General features: G+C 59.4%; 8 protein-coding genes and 4 pseudogenes. All 12 read left to right on the top strand.

The genetic code is table 11. The features are described 5' to 3' along the window. Positions 1-2: 2 nt before the first annotated feature. A complete protein-coding gene (locus tag PPL01S_RS15275; protein WP_042156176.1) occupies positions 3-4,202 on the top strand; it encodes an RHS repeat-associated core domain-containing protein in 4,200 nt (1,399 codons plus the stop codon). After that, a complete protein-coding gene (locus PPL01S_RS15270) occupies positions 4,199-4,747 on the top strand; it encodes an imm11 family protein (RefSeq protein WP_028626252.1) in 549 nt (182 codons plus the stop codon). Before PPL01S_RS15275 ends, PPL01S_RS15270 begins: the two co-directional genes overlap by 4 nt. A gap of 225 nt (positions 4,748-4,972) precedes the next feature. Next, positions 4,973-6,505 (top strand): annotated as a pseudogene (locus PPL01S_RS15265) (RHS repeat domain-containing protein); the annotation flags it as partial. A 2-nt stretch (positions 6,506-6,507) separates the two neighbouring features. After that, a complete protein-coding gene (locus PPL01S_RS15260; protein ID WP_156042691.1) occupies positions 6,508-7,113 on the top strand; it encodes a DUF1963 domain-containing protein in 606 nt (201 codons plus the stop codon). 202 nt (positions 7,114-7,315) lie between these two features. Next, positions 7,316-8,820: pseudogene (locus PPL01S_RS24705) on the top strand (RHS repeat domain-containing protein); the annotation flags it as partial. A gap of 386 nt (positions 8,821-9,206) precedes the next feature. After that, positions 9,207-9,737 (top strand): DUF4303 domain-containing protein, encoded by a 531-nt coding sequence (locus PPL01S_RS15250; protein ID WP_028626261.1) that lies wholly within the window; start codon positions 9,207-9,209, stop codon positions 9,735-9,737. Between the two features lie 461 nt (positions 9,738-10,198). Then, positions 10,199-10,258: pseudogene (locus tag PPL01S_RS26125) on the top strand (hypothetical protein); the annotation flags it as partial. A 9-nt stretch (positions 10,259-10,267) separates the two neighbouring features. Then, positions 10,268-10,826 (top strand): annotated as a pseudogene (locus PPL01S_RS24700) (type IV secretion protein Rhs); the annotation flags it as partial. A gap of 279 nt (positions 10,827-11,105) precedes the next feature. Then, on the top strand, positions 11,106-12,281 hold the full coding sequence (locus PPL01S_RS15240; protein WP_028626199.1) for a M20 aminoacylase family protein: 1,176 nt from the start codon (positions 11,106-11,108) through the stop codon (positions 12,279-12,281). A gap of 93 nt (positions 12,282-12,374) precedes the next feature. After that, positions 12,375-13,685 carry a citrate-proton symporter gene (locus PPL01S_RS15235; protein WP_028626198.1) on the top strand — a complete coding sequence of 437 codons (1,311 nt, stop codon included), beginning with the start codon at positions 12,375-12,377 and terminating at the stop codon, positions 13,683-13,685. Then, entirely contained in the window at positions 13,682-15,139 is a 1,458-nt protein-coding gene (locus PPL01S_RS15230; RefSeq protein WP_028626197.1) for an amidase, read from the top strand. Before PPL01S_RS15235 ends, PPL01S_RS15230 begins: the two co-directional genes overlap by 4 nt. A gap of 68 nt (positions 15,140-15,207) precedes the next feature. Next, the gene (locus PPL01S_RS15225; RefSeq protein ID WP_028626196.1) at positions 15,208-15,993 is read left to right on the top strand and encodes an IclR family transcriptional regulator; all 786 of its coding nucleotides are present in this window, start codon (positions 15,208-15,210) and stop codon (positions 15,991-15,993) included. Positions 15,994-16,035: the final 42 nt, after the last annotated feature.

Below are 16,035 nucleotides of genomic sequence, written 5' to 3'. Positions count from 1 at the left end.
TCATGTTCGAAGCGGCCAGGTTCGGCGACGAGATATCGCACACCAGCGCACTGGGGGGCTTCCTGATCGGAGCGGCCTTGGGCATTGCGCTGGTGGCCACGGTGGCCATTGCCACCTTCACCTGCGGGTTCGGCGTGGCCTTGCTCGCGGGCCTTGCAGCAGGCATCGGAGGCAGCTTGCTGACCGCTGCCGGAGAGGCGATAGGCAGTCTGTTTTCATCCCCCTCAGGGACGATCACGACTGCCTCACCCAACGTCTTCATCAACAGCCGCAAGGCCGCCCGCGTCGAGAAGAGCATCGGCGCCTGCGACAAGCACCCGGGGCCGGTGCAGATCGCCGAAGGCTCGACCAACGTCTTCATCAACAGCGTCGCCGCGGCGCGCAAGGGCGACAAACTGACCTGCGGCGCGACCATTACCGGCGGCTCGGGCAACGTCACCATCGGTGGCGGCACCTACCGCTACCTGCCGGTGGACGATGAAATTCCTCAGTGGCTGCGTACCACCGTGGACGTGCTGATGGCCATCGCTGGCGCCGCAGGCGGTATCGCCCAGCTGATCAAGGCCGGCACCCAGGTCGGCATGAAAGCGGTCATGCCCTGCGCCCTGAAGTTCACCGCAGGCTTTGTCGCTGGCGAAGTCGCCAGCCGCTACGTGGTCGAACCGGTGGCGCGCAGGGCCATTGGCGGCCTGGTCGGCAACCCGGTCGACCTGACTACCGGCCGCAAAGTAATTCCCGATGAAATCGACTTCAGCCTGCCCGGCCTGATGCCCATCGAGTGGTCGCGCTTCTACGCCAGCGACCTCAGCGTGGACAGCGTGCTCGGCCGTGGCTGGGTGTTGCCGTGGGAACAAAGCCTGCGCCGCAACGGCAGCTTCATCTATCTCACCGACAACCAGGGCCGGGAAGTGCCGTTCGTGACCTTGCAGCCGGGTGAGCGGATCTACAACCCGCACGAGCAGGTGTACCTGGTGTGCACCGAGGGCGGCCATTACCTCCTGCAGACCCTCGACAACCTGTTCTTCTACTTCGGCGAAGTGCCGGACACCAACACTCACGTGCCGTTGCAACGCCTCGAGAACGCCCTCGGTCACTTCCTGCATTTCACCCGCACGCCGGACGGCACGCTGACCGACATCAGCGCCACCGGCGGCACTCGCGTGCACCTGCACTACGACAATCCGCTGGGTCGCCTGACCGACATCAAGCGGGTAGTGAACAATGAAGCGGTCGAAACGCTCACCCAGTATCGCTACGACGAACACGGCCAGCTCAGCGCGGTGATCAACCGCAACGGCGACACCGTACGCAGCTTCAGCTACGCCGAAGGCCTGATGGTCAGCCACAGCAACGCGCTGGGCCTGGGTTGCCACTACCGCTGGGAAACCCTCGACGGCCAGCCGCGCGTGGTCGAGCACTGGACCAGCGACGGCGAGCACTTTCAGTTCCGTTACGACTTGGATAACCGCACCAGCTGGGCCACCGATGTGCTCGGCCGCGAGCTGGAAGTGCTGTACAACGCCGACCACCGTGTGATCGCCAGCCGCGACTACGGCGGCGAGCGCTACGCCATCGAGCTGGACGACAACGGCAATATGGTCGGCCTGACATTGGCGGACGGTAATCGCCTGCAATTCAAGTACGACGAATACGCCCGTCTGCTCGAAGAAATCGACCCGCTGGGCCGCAAGATCGCCTACGAGTATCACCACCTGACCACCTTGGTGACCCAGGTCAGCTACCCGGACGGCAGCACCTGGCAGGCGCGCTACGACGACAAAGGCAACCTGCTGGCCGAAACCGATGCACTGGGTCACCTGACCGAGTACCTCAACAGCGACGATGGCCTGCCGCACACCATCATTGATGCCACCTACAAGTCCAAATACCTGTGGTGGAACACCCTGGCCCAGGTCGAGCGTTATCAGGACTGTTCGGGCAAAAGTACGTACTACCGCTATGACGATCGCCAGCACCTGGTGGCAGTGACCGATGCGCTTAACCAGACCACCACGCTGGAGCGCAAGCCCGACGGTGAAGTGCTGCGCATCCATCACCCCGATGGCACTTCGGAATCCTTCACCTACAACGTCTACGGCCAGGTCCTCAGCCACAGCGACGGCAAAGGCCAGACCACGCGTTTGCTGCGCACCGCCCGCGGGTTGCCGAGCAGTCGCCAGGATGCAAAAGGACAGCGCATTCGCTACGAGTACGACAAGGCCATCCGCCTGACCGCGTTGGTGAACGAGAACAACGCGACCTACAGCTTTGCCTACGACGCGTCGGACCGGCTGACGGAAGAAGTGCGGGTGGACAACCTGACGCGACGCTTCACCTATAACGTCGGTGGCCACCTCACGCGACTGGATGAAATCGGTTATGGCGAACGGGGAAAGCGCCCGGAGCGGCATACCCTATTTGAGCGCGACCCGATTGGCCGGTTGGTCGCCAAGCTCAACCGCGATGCCCGACAGGACTTCGTCTACGACGACGGTGACCGGTTGCTGAGCATCGAGCGGCAGCCGAGCGGTATCGGCAAGCAACTGGGCGTCACCGCAGAAAAGCTGGAGTACGCCTACGACTTGCTGGGCCGTCTGACCAAAGAAATCACCGCCGCTGGAACACTGGCCTATGAGTACGACCCGCTCAGCAACCTGACCACCCTGACCCTGCCGGATGGCCGCAAGGTCAATCACCTGTATTACGGCAGCGGCCACCTGCACCAGTTGAACCTGGACGGCCAGGTGATCAGCGACATGGAGCGCGATGACCTGCACCGCGAGGTGTACCGGACGCAGGGCAAGCTGACCAGTTGCTTCGGCTATGACGCGATGGGGCGCAAGGCGTGGCAGTTTGCGTCGACGTTACCCGCCGAGAAACTCTCCCAGGTGCACAACGCGGGTATCCACACATCGCTGCTGGTCGAGCATGCCTATAACCCGATTCATCGCCGTTACCAGTACGACCCGGCCGGTGAGCTGGTGCGGACCCTGGACAAGCTGCGCGGCGAAATCAAGTACGAGTACGAGGCCAACGGCCAATTGCGTAGCCGCGACACCGGTTCACTTATTGGCAGTGAAGAATTCCGCTATGACGCGGCGGCCAACCGCTTGGACTTCAACGCGCGGAAATTTGACAAGATCAAGGACAACCGCATCCAGCAGTGGCGGGATCAGGAGTACCGCTATGACCCGTGGGGCAACCTGATCGAGAAGCGCTCGGGGCATAGTAAGTTGCAGAACTTTAGCTATGACTGCGAGAACCGGCTGGTGCGGGCGGAGACGCTGGTCAATGGCAAGCTGGAGAGCACCGGGGAGTATCGGTACGACAGCCTAGGGCGACGGATTGCCAAGCAGGCTGAAATCAATGGAGCGGTTGAGCAGAAGCGCTTCCTTTGGCAAGGGCTGCGAATGCTGCGTGAAGAAACCCCGGGGCAGAGCATCGTGTACCTGTATGAGCCGGGTAGCTATGCACCGTTAGCGCGTGTGGATCAGGCTGAAGGTGAAGAGCAGAAGGTCTACTACTTCCATACCGACCAGATCGGTACGCCGCTGGAGCTGACGGACAGCCAGGGTGAAATTGTCTGGCAGGCGACATATCGCTCTTGGGGGTCGGTAGAGCATCTAGGTACTCGTCAAGTCGAACAGAATCTGCGATTCCAAGGCCAATATTTTGATGCGGAGACAGGCCTTCACTACAATACGTTCAGATACTTTGATCCAGAAGCTGGCAGGTTTATTACTCAAGATCCAATTGGGCTGGCTGGTGGGAGAAACCTATATAGTTATGCGCCAAATACAATTGGTTGGGTAGATCCGCTGGGTTGGTGTTCAAAAGCACTGGGAAAAAATCTGGAAAGTAGCGGAGTAACGCGGCCACAGAATACGGCGGCTCATCACGTTGTAGGTGATTCCGCCAAATTAGCCGCCCCTGCAAGGGCTGTTTTAACTAAGCATGGAATTGACGTAGATGGAGCGGCAAATGGCGTGTTCTTGCCGAATAGGTTTAATACCGATGCCAGCGTGCCAGGGATACTGCATAACGGTAAACATCCGAATAGCTATTTTGAATCTGTTAATGAAATCCTAGCTAATGCTGACGCTGCTGGTGGTAAAGACGCGGTGTTGAAAGCGATAGGGAATATAAGGCAGAAACTTTTGGATGCCCCTAGAAGCTCTAACTGGAAAGATATTTTTGGATGACTATGAAGTACTATTCTATAACCCAAGATAGTAAATTCAAGACGTTGATTGGACGGAGTGGTGACCTTTCCTTGCATGCTGCTGCACAGCAATATGCCTTTGGTAAAGCTTCTGGTTCTATATTTGAATGGCAATACGAACTTGAATTTAACTCGGATGACAAAAAAAAGAAGGATGGGTCGGATGTGTTCACATTTTTTAAGCCGGTGCTTATATTGACGTCTAGGGCTAGGGCTGTATTTGATTCCGTGGCTCCCGATTCTATTGAAGATATAAACATCCTATCCCCGAATTCTGATCACTCTGGTGTGCTAGTTCATACGGTTTTGGAAAGTGCGTTTAATAGAGGGCTGTCTGAATTCGATGAGTACCCCAATGGTTTGGTTGTTTATAAGGTTGCGTTGAATGCTCTTGCGGTGCAGGGTTGTGATGTGTTTCGGGTGGCTGAAAGTCCGCTTTCTGTTTTTGTGTCTGATAAATTTGTTGATGCGGCCAAGGACAGCGGATTGAAGGGGTTGGATTTCAAGGAAGTCAGAGCGGTTTAAAAGTATTTAAGAATAAAACCGCAATAATCTGTTCTTTAAAAGCTCAAGTTCAATCGACTGAGGCGCAGGCCTCAGTCGATTCAGTGAACTAATAGGCAGCGACACCGACGTACCACTGCAACGCATCGAGAACGCCCTCGGTCACTTCCTGCATTTCACCCGCACCCCGGACTATAAGTTGACCCACATCAGCGGCACCCGCGTGCACCTGCACTACGACAATCGTACGGCAGCGGCCTCCTGGGCCAGTTGAACGTGGATGGCCAGGTGATCAGCGACATGGAGCGCGATGATCTGCACCGTGAGGTGTACCGGACGCAGGGCAAGCTGACCAGTTGCTTCGGCTACGACGCCATGGGGCGCAAGGCGTGGCAGTTTGCGTCAACGTTACCTGCCGAGAAACTCTCTCAGGTGCACAACGCGGGTATCCACACCTCGCTGCTGGTCGAGCATGCCTACAACCCGATTCACCGCCGTTACCAGTACGACCCGGCCGGTGAGCTGGTACGTACCCTGGACAAGCTGCGGGGCGAGATCAAGTACCAGTACGAAGCCAACGGCCAGTTGCACAGCCGCGACACCGGCTCGCTGATTGGCAGTGAAGAGTTCCGGTATGACCCGGCAGCGAACCGGCTGGACTTCAATGCGCGGCAGTTCGACAAGGTCAAGGACAACCGGATCCAGCAGTGGCGGGATCAGGAGTACCGCTATGACCCGTGGGGCAACCTGATCGAGAAGCGCTCGGGGCACAGCAAGCTGCAGAGCTTTAGCTATGACTGCGAGAACCGGCTGGTGCGTGCCGAGACATTGGTCGATGGCAAGCTGGAGAGTACCGGGGAGTATCGGTACGACAGCCTCGGGCGCCGGGTGGCCAAACAGGCGGAAATCAACGGCGAGGTCGAGCAGAAGCGATTCCTCTGGCAAGGACTGCGGATGCTGCGGGAAGAGACGCCAGGGCAAAGCATCGTGTACCTGTACGAGCCGGGTAGCTATGCGCCGTTGGCGCGTGTGGATCAGGCTGAAGGTGAAGAGCAGCAGGTCTATTACTTCCATACCGATCAGATTGGTACACCACTTGAACTGACGAACAGTGAAGGTGCGATCATCTGGCAGGTGAGGTATCGCTCGTGGGGCGAGATAGAGGAATTAACGGTTAATGAAATTGAGCAAAACCTACGTTTTCAAGGGCAGTATCTAGATTTCGAAACTAATCTACATTACAACACATTCCGTTACTATGACCCAGAAGCTGGACGATTTGTAACTCAAGATCCCATAGGCTTAGAGGGAGGAATGAATTTTTATAGGTACGCGCCCAATCCTCTTGGTTGGGTAGATCCTCAGGGGTTAGCGAATTTATTTGAATTAGGAACTTATGGTGGTCTGAATGGGGACTTGCATGTAGGGGATAACCTACAGGCTCATGAGCTACTAAGGCATGAGTTTTTAGTGCAGCAAGAAGTGGCGATGAAATCTACCCGCCTTTCTGGAAATCCATCTATCGCACTTGATTTGGATCACCATACGCGAGGCCCTGCAAAAGATACACGCGGAATAGGCGGGGCGCATTGGCATGAGACACAGATTAGATCAAGCCAAGGGCTTGGTAAAAATGAATTTGCATCTAGCCTTAAGCGCGAGTTAGATATAACGTCAGGCGCCTTGCGAAAGTCCGGAGTTCCGGCCAGTAGAGTGAAAGCTCTTAAGAAGCAAGCTAAGAAATTTTATCGCAGCCTCAGCGGTTGCCAAGGAGTATAAGAGTGAGGATTCACAAAATAATACCGGCTTCAGATGGAAAATTGCCATTCATGTTTGGTGGCGATAGTGCGCATGTTTCAGAATGGCCAAAAAATCCTGAAGGCCAAGATCTTTTGTTACTGTTTACCATTGATTGTAAAGTCGCAAGGCAACGATTAAATAGAACAGATCTGCCCGCAGGAGGTTTCTTGCATGTCTTTTCTACGTATGATTCAAACGAATACTTCATTGACTCTATTACCGTTGACGAAGTGCAGCTACAGAAGGGGATGGCTTCTTATACCTACGTTGTGCACGCTGATGATGTGGAGCCAATTAAATCCCCGCGCCCGTCAATTCCTCTTCAACTTGCAGATTTTGAGGAAACTACGATTGATGATGACGAGCTGTCAGTATTATCTTTGATCGCTGATGAAGCGCCTGCTGGGGCATTGATACCCGTGCAGCTGTCCGTAGACTATAATTTCCTTTGCCAAATATATTCTTCGGATTTTCCTGCGCCATTTGAAGACGCGCTCTACATGACTGATGGGGTGGGTTACTTGTTAATTAATAAACAAATTGGGGGTGGGAAGAGCGATGGCTGCTTTTTTGTTCAGGTTGCATAAGGCCTAAATTTTTATCGCCTTGGCTCACGGTATTCTAATAAATGGTTGTTGGAAAGTAACCCTGTTCGTGGGTATATGTTTAAGGCGTAAATAGGTAGTAATGCTGGATTTGTAAATCGATATTTAGAACTTTGATTGCTAAAGGCTGGGGCTCTCTCAGCCTTTAAGCTCGCGTCAGAGTCGCGATATGTCACTTTGATACAGCGTCGACAGCGTGCTCGGCCGTGGCTGGGTGTTGCCGTGGGAACAAAGCCTGCGCCGCAACGGCAGCTTCATCTATCTCACCGACAACCAGGGCCGGGAAGTGCCGTTCGTGACCTTGCAGCCGGGTGAGCGGATCTACAACCCGCACGAGCAGGTGTACCTGGTGTGCACCGAGGGCGGCCATTACCTCCTGCAGACCCTCGACAATCTCTTCTTCTACTTCGGCGAAGTGCCGGACACCGACACCGACGTACCACTGCAACGCATCGAGAACGCCCTCGGTCACTTCCTGCATTTCACCCGCACGCCGGACGGCACGCTGACCGACATCAGCGCCACTGGCGGCACCCGTGTGCACCTGCACTACGACAATCCGCTGGGTCGCCTGACCGACATCAAGCGGGTAGTGAACAATGAAGCGGTCGAAACGCTCACCCAGTATCGCTACGACGAACACGGCCAGCTCAGCGCGGTGATCAACCGCAACGGCGATACCGTGCGCAGCTTCAGCTACGCCGAAGGCCTGATGGTCAGCCACAGCAACGCGCTGGGCCTGGGTTGCCACTACCGCTGGGAAACCCTCGACGGCCAGCCACGGGTGGTCGAGCACTGGACCAGCGACGGCGAGCACTTTCAGTTCCGTTACGACTTGGATAACCGCACCAGCTGGGCCACCGATGTCCTCGGCCGCGAGCTGGAAGTGCTGTACAACGCCGACCACCGTGTGATCGCCAGCCGCGACTACGGCGGCGAGCGCTACGCCATCGAGCTGGACGACAACGGCAATATGGTCGGCCTGACATTGGCGGACGGTAATCGCCTGCAATTTACGTACGACGAATACGCCCGTCTGCTCGAAGAATTCGACCCGCTGGGCCGCAAGATCGCCTACGAGTATCGGGGCACAGCAAGCTGCAGAGCTTTAGCTATGACTGCGAGAACCGACTGGTGCGTGCCGAGACATTGGTCGATGGCAAGCTGGAGAGTACCGGGGAGTATCGGTACGACAGCCTCGGGCGCCGGGTTGCCAAACAGGCGGAAATCAACGGCGAGATCGAGCAGAAGCGGTTCCTGTGGCAGGGGCTGCGGATGCTTCGTGAGGAGACGCCGGGGCAGAGCATCGTGTACCTGTACGAGCCGGGTAGCTATGCGCCGTTGGCGCGGGTTGATCAGGCAGAAGGGGAAGAACAGAAGCTCTACTACTTCCACACGGACCAGATTGGCACGCCGCTGGAGTTGACGGACAGTGATGGCGAAATCGTTTGGCAGGCGACGTATCGGTCTTGGGGATCGATTGAGCAGTTGGCTGTAACTAAGGTAGCGCAGAATTTTCGATATCAAGGGCAATACGCAGATGATGAAACGGGTCTGCACTACAATACGTTTAGGTACTACGATCCTGAAATAGGTCGTTTTAACAGCCAAGATCCCATTGGTATATTAGGTAGTTTTAATTTTTACGATTACGCTACCAATCCCATTGGCTGGATTGATCCATGGGGACTTTGTGCCGACAAGGACTGGGGCGCTTTCTACGCAAGCAGGACAGGTACTCGCCCGCCAGTTACAATGGAGAGGCCACATGCTCATCACATTGTATTCAAAGGCGAGTTTGCCCGTTCACCTATAATGCAAAAGGCGCTTGAACGCAGTAGGGCTATTCTCTCGAAGTATAAGATTGACCCCGTGCATGATACATCCGCGATGATGTGGGCTGAAAACCAAGGGCACACGATCGCGAATGCAAAAATGGTTGCCGCTAAACTGGAGGCTGCCGATAATGCGATCCTGGCACAGGATATGCCTTTTGGTAAGGCTGTTGCAGCCATGAAAGGCGAGTTGCAAAAAATTGGCGCAGAAGTTTTTGGTGGGTAAATCAGGAGGATGTAATGAATTGGCAGGAATTAGAGAGCGCAGCTTTAACCTCAGTTAAGAAGGCTTTGCAAGATTTGAACGAAGAACATCCAGATGAGATGTTCTATGCTTGTTCGCTTTACACGGATAGTAGTGCTATGACAATGGCGCTTGCGGTTAATTCTGTTGAGGCGCTTAACGCAAAACTAGAGAAGGAAGTTGAAGAGGAGCGCGAAGAACTCATGCCTTATTATAAGTGGGCTACTTCAGAATGGGAATACGAAGCATGGATGGGTGAGTATTTTAAGGATATTTGTAAGTCCTTGAGAGAGGCGAGTGAGCGTGACGATACTTCAAATTTTAAAGAAAGTCTAATCTCCCTAATGGTTAAGATTTTAAGTGCTCTTCGTAAGGAAGGGTTTTTCAGGTCCTTTAAGATTCAAGATCCAATGCTGTTCGTTAGTATTACGGATGATGATGGCGCAGAAAGCGTTGAAAATAGGACGTCTGAACTACTCAATTCGCCGGAGGAATATATTTGTTTTGTTAGAAGGTTCGACGGTTAAGCAATGTTTATCAACTGCGCTGTGAACTGATGGGGATGTTGTGGTTAGCGAGCCGTGGGCCTTTGAGCTTTAGAGGTTTAGGCTGAGTATTATCACTCAGCCTTTATCAATGGTAGTGAAACGCAGGCAGCTCTGGCAGGCAGTGTGGTTGCAAAGTGCGAGGATCTTTAAAAATGAGGCTATTAATCATGGGGGCTACTTTAGTTGCTTTAACTTTGAACAGTTCTTAACGATTAGCAACTCGTGATATTCGCCATGCACCGAGAATTAGCGATGCGGATTACAGCAATTACAAGTAGTCACTTATTGCCCGGCCTTTTCCCGCGCTGATCTTCTCCACCACCGCACAGGCCGATTTCAGCGCCCAGCAGAACCAGGACTGGGACAACCTGCTGGCCAGCTTTACCCCGCGCAACCCGGTCGTAGCCAACGCCGAGCCCGGCGAACAGGAGTAACCCCTCATGTTCGAAGCGGCCAGGTTCGGCGACGAGATATCGCACACCAGCGCACTCGGGGGCTTCCTGATCGATTACATCCTGCAGACCCTCGACAACCTGTTCTTCTACTTCGGCGAAGTGCCGGACACCAACACCCACGTGCCGTTGCAACGCCTCGAGAACACCCTCGGTCACTTCCTGCATTTCACCCGCACGCCGGACGGCACGCTGACCGACATCAGCGCCACTGGCGGCACACGCGTGCACCTGCATTACAACAATCCGCTGGGTCGCCTGACCGCCATCGAGCGGGTAGTGAACAATGAAGCGGTCGAAACGCTCACCCAGTATCGCTACGACGAACACGGCCAGCTCAGCGCGGTGATCAACCGCAACGGCGACACCGTGCGCAGCTTCAGCTAGGCCGAAGGCCTGATGGTCAGCCACAGCAACGCGCTGGGCCTGGGCTGCCACTACCGCTGGGAAACCCTCGGTGGCCAGCCGCGACTAGGGCGGCGAGCGCTACGCCATCGAGTTGGACGACAACGGCAACATGACCGGTCTGACGCTGCCGGACGGCAACCGCCTGCAGTTCCAGTACGACGACTCCGCCCGGCTGCTCGAAGAAGTACCTGAACGAGGACGTATCACGATACTGAGGGTCATCGAAGGCACGTGACGGGTGTACGACGATCCCACACCCGGAGAACGCCCGTACATGCACGGGCTGCGCCCGTGATCGTGGATAAATCAGCTCCTACAGGGGCCGTGAAATCCTCCCTTCTACAACCAGTTCCACTGCGTGGAACCACATTCCGTTGTGCTCCCGCCCTGACTCGCGCTTATCTGTCCCCAGCCACGACCTGCCTTCCCCGTCGTGATCTCAAGCGAACAACAAGAAACGGGCCCCACCCGCGCGAGGAGATTCCCCATGTCGCAACATCAGCACATCCTGGCCTGGCTCAACGACGTGGCCAGCGACCTGCACGCCATCCGCCACGATATCCATGCCCACCCCGAACTCGGTTTTGAAGAAAGCCGCACCTCGGCCTTGGTCGCGTCCTTGCTGGAGCAGTGGGGCTATGAAGTGCACACCGGCATCGGCAAGACCGGTGTGGTCGGTGTGCTGCGCAACGGCAGCAGCCCGCGCAAGCTGGGCCTGCGCGCCGACATGGACGCGCTGCCGATCATCGAGGCCACCGGCGCCGACTACAGCAGCCGCCACCAGGGCTGCATGCACGCCTGTGGCCACGACGGGCACACCACCATACTGCTGGGCGCGGCGCGCTACCTGGCGGCGACGCGGCAGTTCGATGGCACGCTGACGCTGATCTTCCAGCCGGCCGAGGAGGGCCAGGGCGGGGCGGAGGCGATGCTGGCCGATGGGCTGCTGGAGCGCTTCCCGTGCGATGCGCTGTTCGGCATGCACAACATGCCCGGGCTGCCGGCGGGGCACCTGGGCTTTCGCGTGGGGCCGATGATGGCGTCGCAGGACTTGCTCACGGTGACCATCGACGGGGTCGGCGGGCATGGCTCGATGCCGCACCTGACGGTCGACCCGCTGGTGGCGGCGGCCAGTGTGGTGATGGCGCTGCAGACGGTGGTGGCGCGCAACATCGATGCCCAGGAAGCGGCCGTGGTGACCGTGGGGGCGCTGCAGGCGGGGGAGGCGGCCAACGTGATTCCCCAGCAGGCGCTGCTGCGCCTTAGCCTGCGCGCGCTGGATGCCCAGGTGCGGGCGCAGACCCTGGAGCGGGTGCGGGCGATCATCACCCAGCAGGCCGAGAGCTTTGGCTGCACCAGCACCATCGAGCACCGCCCGGCGTACCCGGTGCTGGTCAACCATGCGGCAGAAACCGCCTTCGCCACCCAGGTCGGGGTCGAGCTGGTCGGTGCCGAGGCGGTGGATGGCAACACCCGCAAGCTGATGGGCAGCGAGGACTTCGCCTGGATGCTGCAGCGCTGCCCGGGCGCCTACCTGTTCATCGGCAACGGCGTGCAGCAGCCAATGGTGCACAACCCCGCCTACGACTTCAACGACGACATCCTGCTGACCGGCGCCGCCTACTGGGGCGCGCTGGCGGAGCGCTGGCTCAAGCCGGCCTGACCTTCCTGTATTGACGACTGCCGCTGGAACCCGGGCGTTGCGCCTGGGCGATCACTTGAACGTTGCTGGCCAACAGAAGATGGAGTGTTCCGCATGCAGATTTCCAATACAGCCGCGTCGCGTACCCGGCAAGTGGTCGCGGCGGTCATCGGCAATGCGCTGGAGTGGTATGACTTTATCGTGTACGGCTTCCTGGCGAGCATCATCGCCCGCCAGTTCTTCCCCTCCGACGACGAGTACGCCTCGCTGCTGATGGCCCTGGCCACCTTCGGCGTGGGCTTTTTCATGCGCCCGGTGGGCGGGGTGCTGCTGGGTATCTATTCCGACCGCAAGGGGCGCAAGGCGGCGATGCAACTGATCATCCGGCTGATGACGGTGTCCATCGCAATGATCGCCTTCGCCCCCAGCTACCTGGCCATCGGCATGGGCGCGCCGCTGCTGATCGTGGTCGCGCGCATGCTGCAGGGCTTCGCCACCGGCGGCGAATACGCCAGCGCCACGGCGTTCCTGGTGGAAAGCGCGCCGGCCAACCGCAAGGGGCTGTATGGCTCGTGGCAACTGGTGGGGCAGTGCCTGGCAGTGTTCTCCGGCGCGGCGATGGTCGCCTTGGTTACCCACCTGTGCTCGCCCGAGGCGCTGGACAGCTGGGGCTGGCGCATTCCGTTCGTGCTGGGGCTACTGATCGGGCCGGTGGGGGTGTGGATCCGCAAGCACATGGAGGAGCCGGAAGAGTTCCTCGAGGCGCGCAAGCAGGCCAAGGGCCAGGCGCCGGGGCTGCTGCAGGTGCTGCGCGAACACCGCCGCAGTCTGCTGGTGTCGATGGGCCTGGCCTGTGGCGCGACGGTGTCGTTCTACGTGGTGCTGGTGAACATGCCGACCTTCGCCCACAAGAACCTCGGCCTGCCGTTGGACCAAGTGCTGTTGGTGCAGATGCTCGCCGTGGGCCTGATGACCGTGGTCATTCCGCTGGCCGGGGCGCTTTCCGACCGGCTGGGCCGGCGGCCGGTGCTGATGGCCTTTACCCTGGCGTTCTTCGTGATGGTCTACCCGCTGTACGTGTGGGTGGCGGCGGCGCCTTCCATCGAGCGCCTGCTGGTGATGCAGCTGCTGCTGTGCACGGCCATCGGCGGCTTCTTCGGCCCGGCGCCGACCGCGCTGGCCGAGCAGTTCCCGGTCGAGGTGCGCTCCACCGGCGTGTCGGTGGCCTACAACGTGGCGGTGATGGTGTTCGGCGGTTTCGCCCCGCTGATCGTCACCTGGCTGAGCAAGGTGCTCGGCACCCCGGTGGCGCCGTCGTTCTACGTGCTGTTCGCCTGCCTGCTGACCCTGCTCGGCACCTACTGCCTGAAAGAGGCGCCACGCGCCGGCAAATCCGTTGCCTACAACCTTGGAGTGAAACCGTGAACGCGTTAGCCATCGACCCGATCGTCAGCCTCGACGCCGAGGCACTGTCCCAGGTGATCCATGCCCGCGAGTTTTCCTGCCGTGAAGTGATGCAGGCGTACCTGGCGCATATCGAGCGGTTCAACCCTCAGGTCAATGCGCTGGTGTCGTTGCGCGAGGCCGGGGCGGTGCTGGCCGAGGCCGACGTGCGCGACCGCGAACTGGCGCGTGGCCAGGCGCGTGGCTGGATGCACGGCATGCCCCAGGCGATCAAGGATCTGGCCGCCACGGCCGGGTTGCGCACCACACTGGGTTCGCCGCTGTTCGCCGAGCACGTGCCGAGCGAGGATGCGATCAGCGTGGCGCGGGTGCGGGCGAGCGGGGCGATCATCGTCGGCAAGAGCAATGTGCCGGAGTTCGGGCTGGGCTCGCAGAGCTACAACACGCTGTTCGGCACCACCACCAACGCCTACGACCATGGCCGCGTGGCCGGCGGCAGCAGCGGCGGTGCGGCGGCGGCGCTGGCCATGCGCCTGCTGCCGGTGGCCGACGGCAGCGACATGATGGGCTCGCTGCGCAACCCGGCGGCCTTCAACAACGTCTATGGCCTGCGACCTTCCCAGGGGCGCGTGCCGTTCGGGCCGACGCCGGAGCTGTTCGTCCAGCAACTGGCCACCGAGGGCCCGATGGGGCGCAGCGTGCAGGATGTGGCACGGCTGCTGTCGGTGCAGGCCGGGCATGACCCGCGGGTGCCGCTGTCGATCAATGCGGGCCCGGTCGATTTCGCCGCAGGCTTGTCGCGCAGCTTCAAGGGCGTGCGTGTGGGTTGGCTGGGCGACTATGACGGCTACCTGCCGATGGACGACGGGGTCATGGCGCTGTGCGAGGCGGCGCTGGCCGACTTCGCCGAACTGGGCTGCGAGGTCGAGGCCTGCCAGCCGGGCTTCGATCTGGCGCGCTTGTGGCAATGCTGGCTCACCCATCGTCACTTCCTGGTGCACGGCAACCTTGGCGCGGCCTACGCCGACCCGGCCAAACGGGCCTTGCTCAAGCCGGAGGCGCAATGGGAAGTGGAGGGTGGCCTGCGCCTGGGCGCGCACGACCTGTACCAGGCCTCGCTGGACCGTAGCGCCTGGTACCAGGCGCTGGGCAAATTGTTCGAGCGTTACGATTTCCTGCTGTTGCCAGCCGCGCAAGTGTTTCCTTTCGACGCAGCGCTGCCGTGGCCGCAGGCGGTCGGCGGGCGGGCGATGGACACCTACCACCGCTGGATGGAGGTGGTGATCGGGCCGACCCTGGCCGGCCTGCCGAGCATGAGCGTGCCGGTGGGCTTCAATGCGGCAGGCCTGCCCATGGGCCTGCAGATCATAGGCCCGGCCCAGGCCGACCAGGCCGTGCTGCAGCTGGCCTTTGCCCATGAACAGCTGACCCGCTGGGTATCGCGTTGCCCGCCCAGTGCGCTGCAAGCGCGCTGAAGCGCTGGCCAGGCCCGTATCTTGCTGGGCATGATGACCATCCACGCACGGACAGGGAGGTCGACTTCATGGGCACTCAAACGGGTACGGCAACGGACGGCGGTGGCGTGCGCTCGGTGGAGCGGGCGCTGGCCATCGTCGAGCTGCTGGGCGAGCACCAGGCGCTGGGGCTCGAAGAGCTGCATTACCTGACGGCGCTGCCCAAGGCCACGGTATCGCGCATGCTCGCCACCTTGCAGGAGCAAGGCTGGGTCTACCGTGGCCTGAGCGACCGGCGCTATCGCCTGTGCGCGCGGCGGTTGTTCGGCGACCGCCAGCAGCGCTTCAAGCGCCAGTTGGTGGAGCGCGCCGCGCCGCTGCTGTTGGAGCTGAGCGAGCGCACCGGCCTGGTGGTGGATTTGTCGTGCTTCGACGGCGAGCGGCTGGAGGTGATGGAGAGCGCCATCCCTCAGGTGCTGCGCAAGCGCTACCCGAACAACTGTCAGATCGTCGGGCACCACGCCAGCCTGTTCCACTCGGCCATGGGCCGGGCATGCCTGAAGGAGCTGGCCGCGGACGAGGTGCAGCGCCTGGCCGCGCATGAGCGGGTTGGGGACGAGGCGTTGTTGCGTGATATCGAGGCGGATGCGCACAAGGGCTTCGGGCAGCGCACCGAGGGGTTCTGGGAGTACCCGGTGCGCTTGCCGTTCCTGATCCGGGCGATTGCCTTGCCGGTCAGGGCGCAGGGGCGGTTGGCCGGGAGTATCGCCTTGCATTGGCCGCTGGACCAGGCGCCGGTCGAGCGGGTGTTGAGTTTGCATCTGAACAGCTTGGCGGATGCGGTGGGCGAGGTGCAGCAGGCGTTGGTGGGGTAGGGGCGCATGCCCTGGTTTTTGGGGTGGGGTCGAGATCGAGCG

It is taken from the genome of Pseudomonas plecoglossicida NBRC 103162 = DSM 15088, from assembly GCF_000730665.1.
In the GTDB taxonomy this organism is placed as follows: Bacteria; Pseudomonadota; Gammaproteobacteria; order Pseudomonadales; family Pseudomonadaceae; genus Aquipseudomonas; species Aquipseudomonas plecoglossicida.
This window is presented reverse-complemented; position numbering and strand designations above follow the sequence as displayed.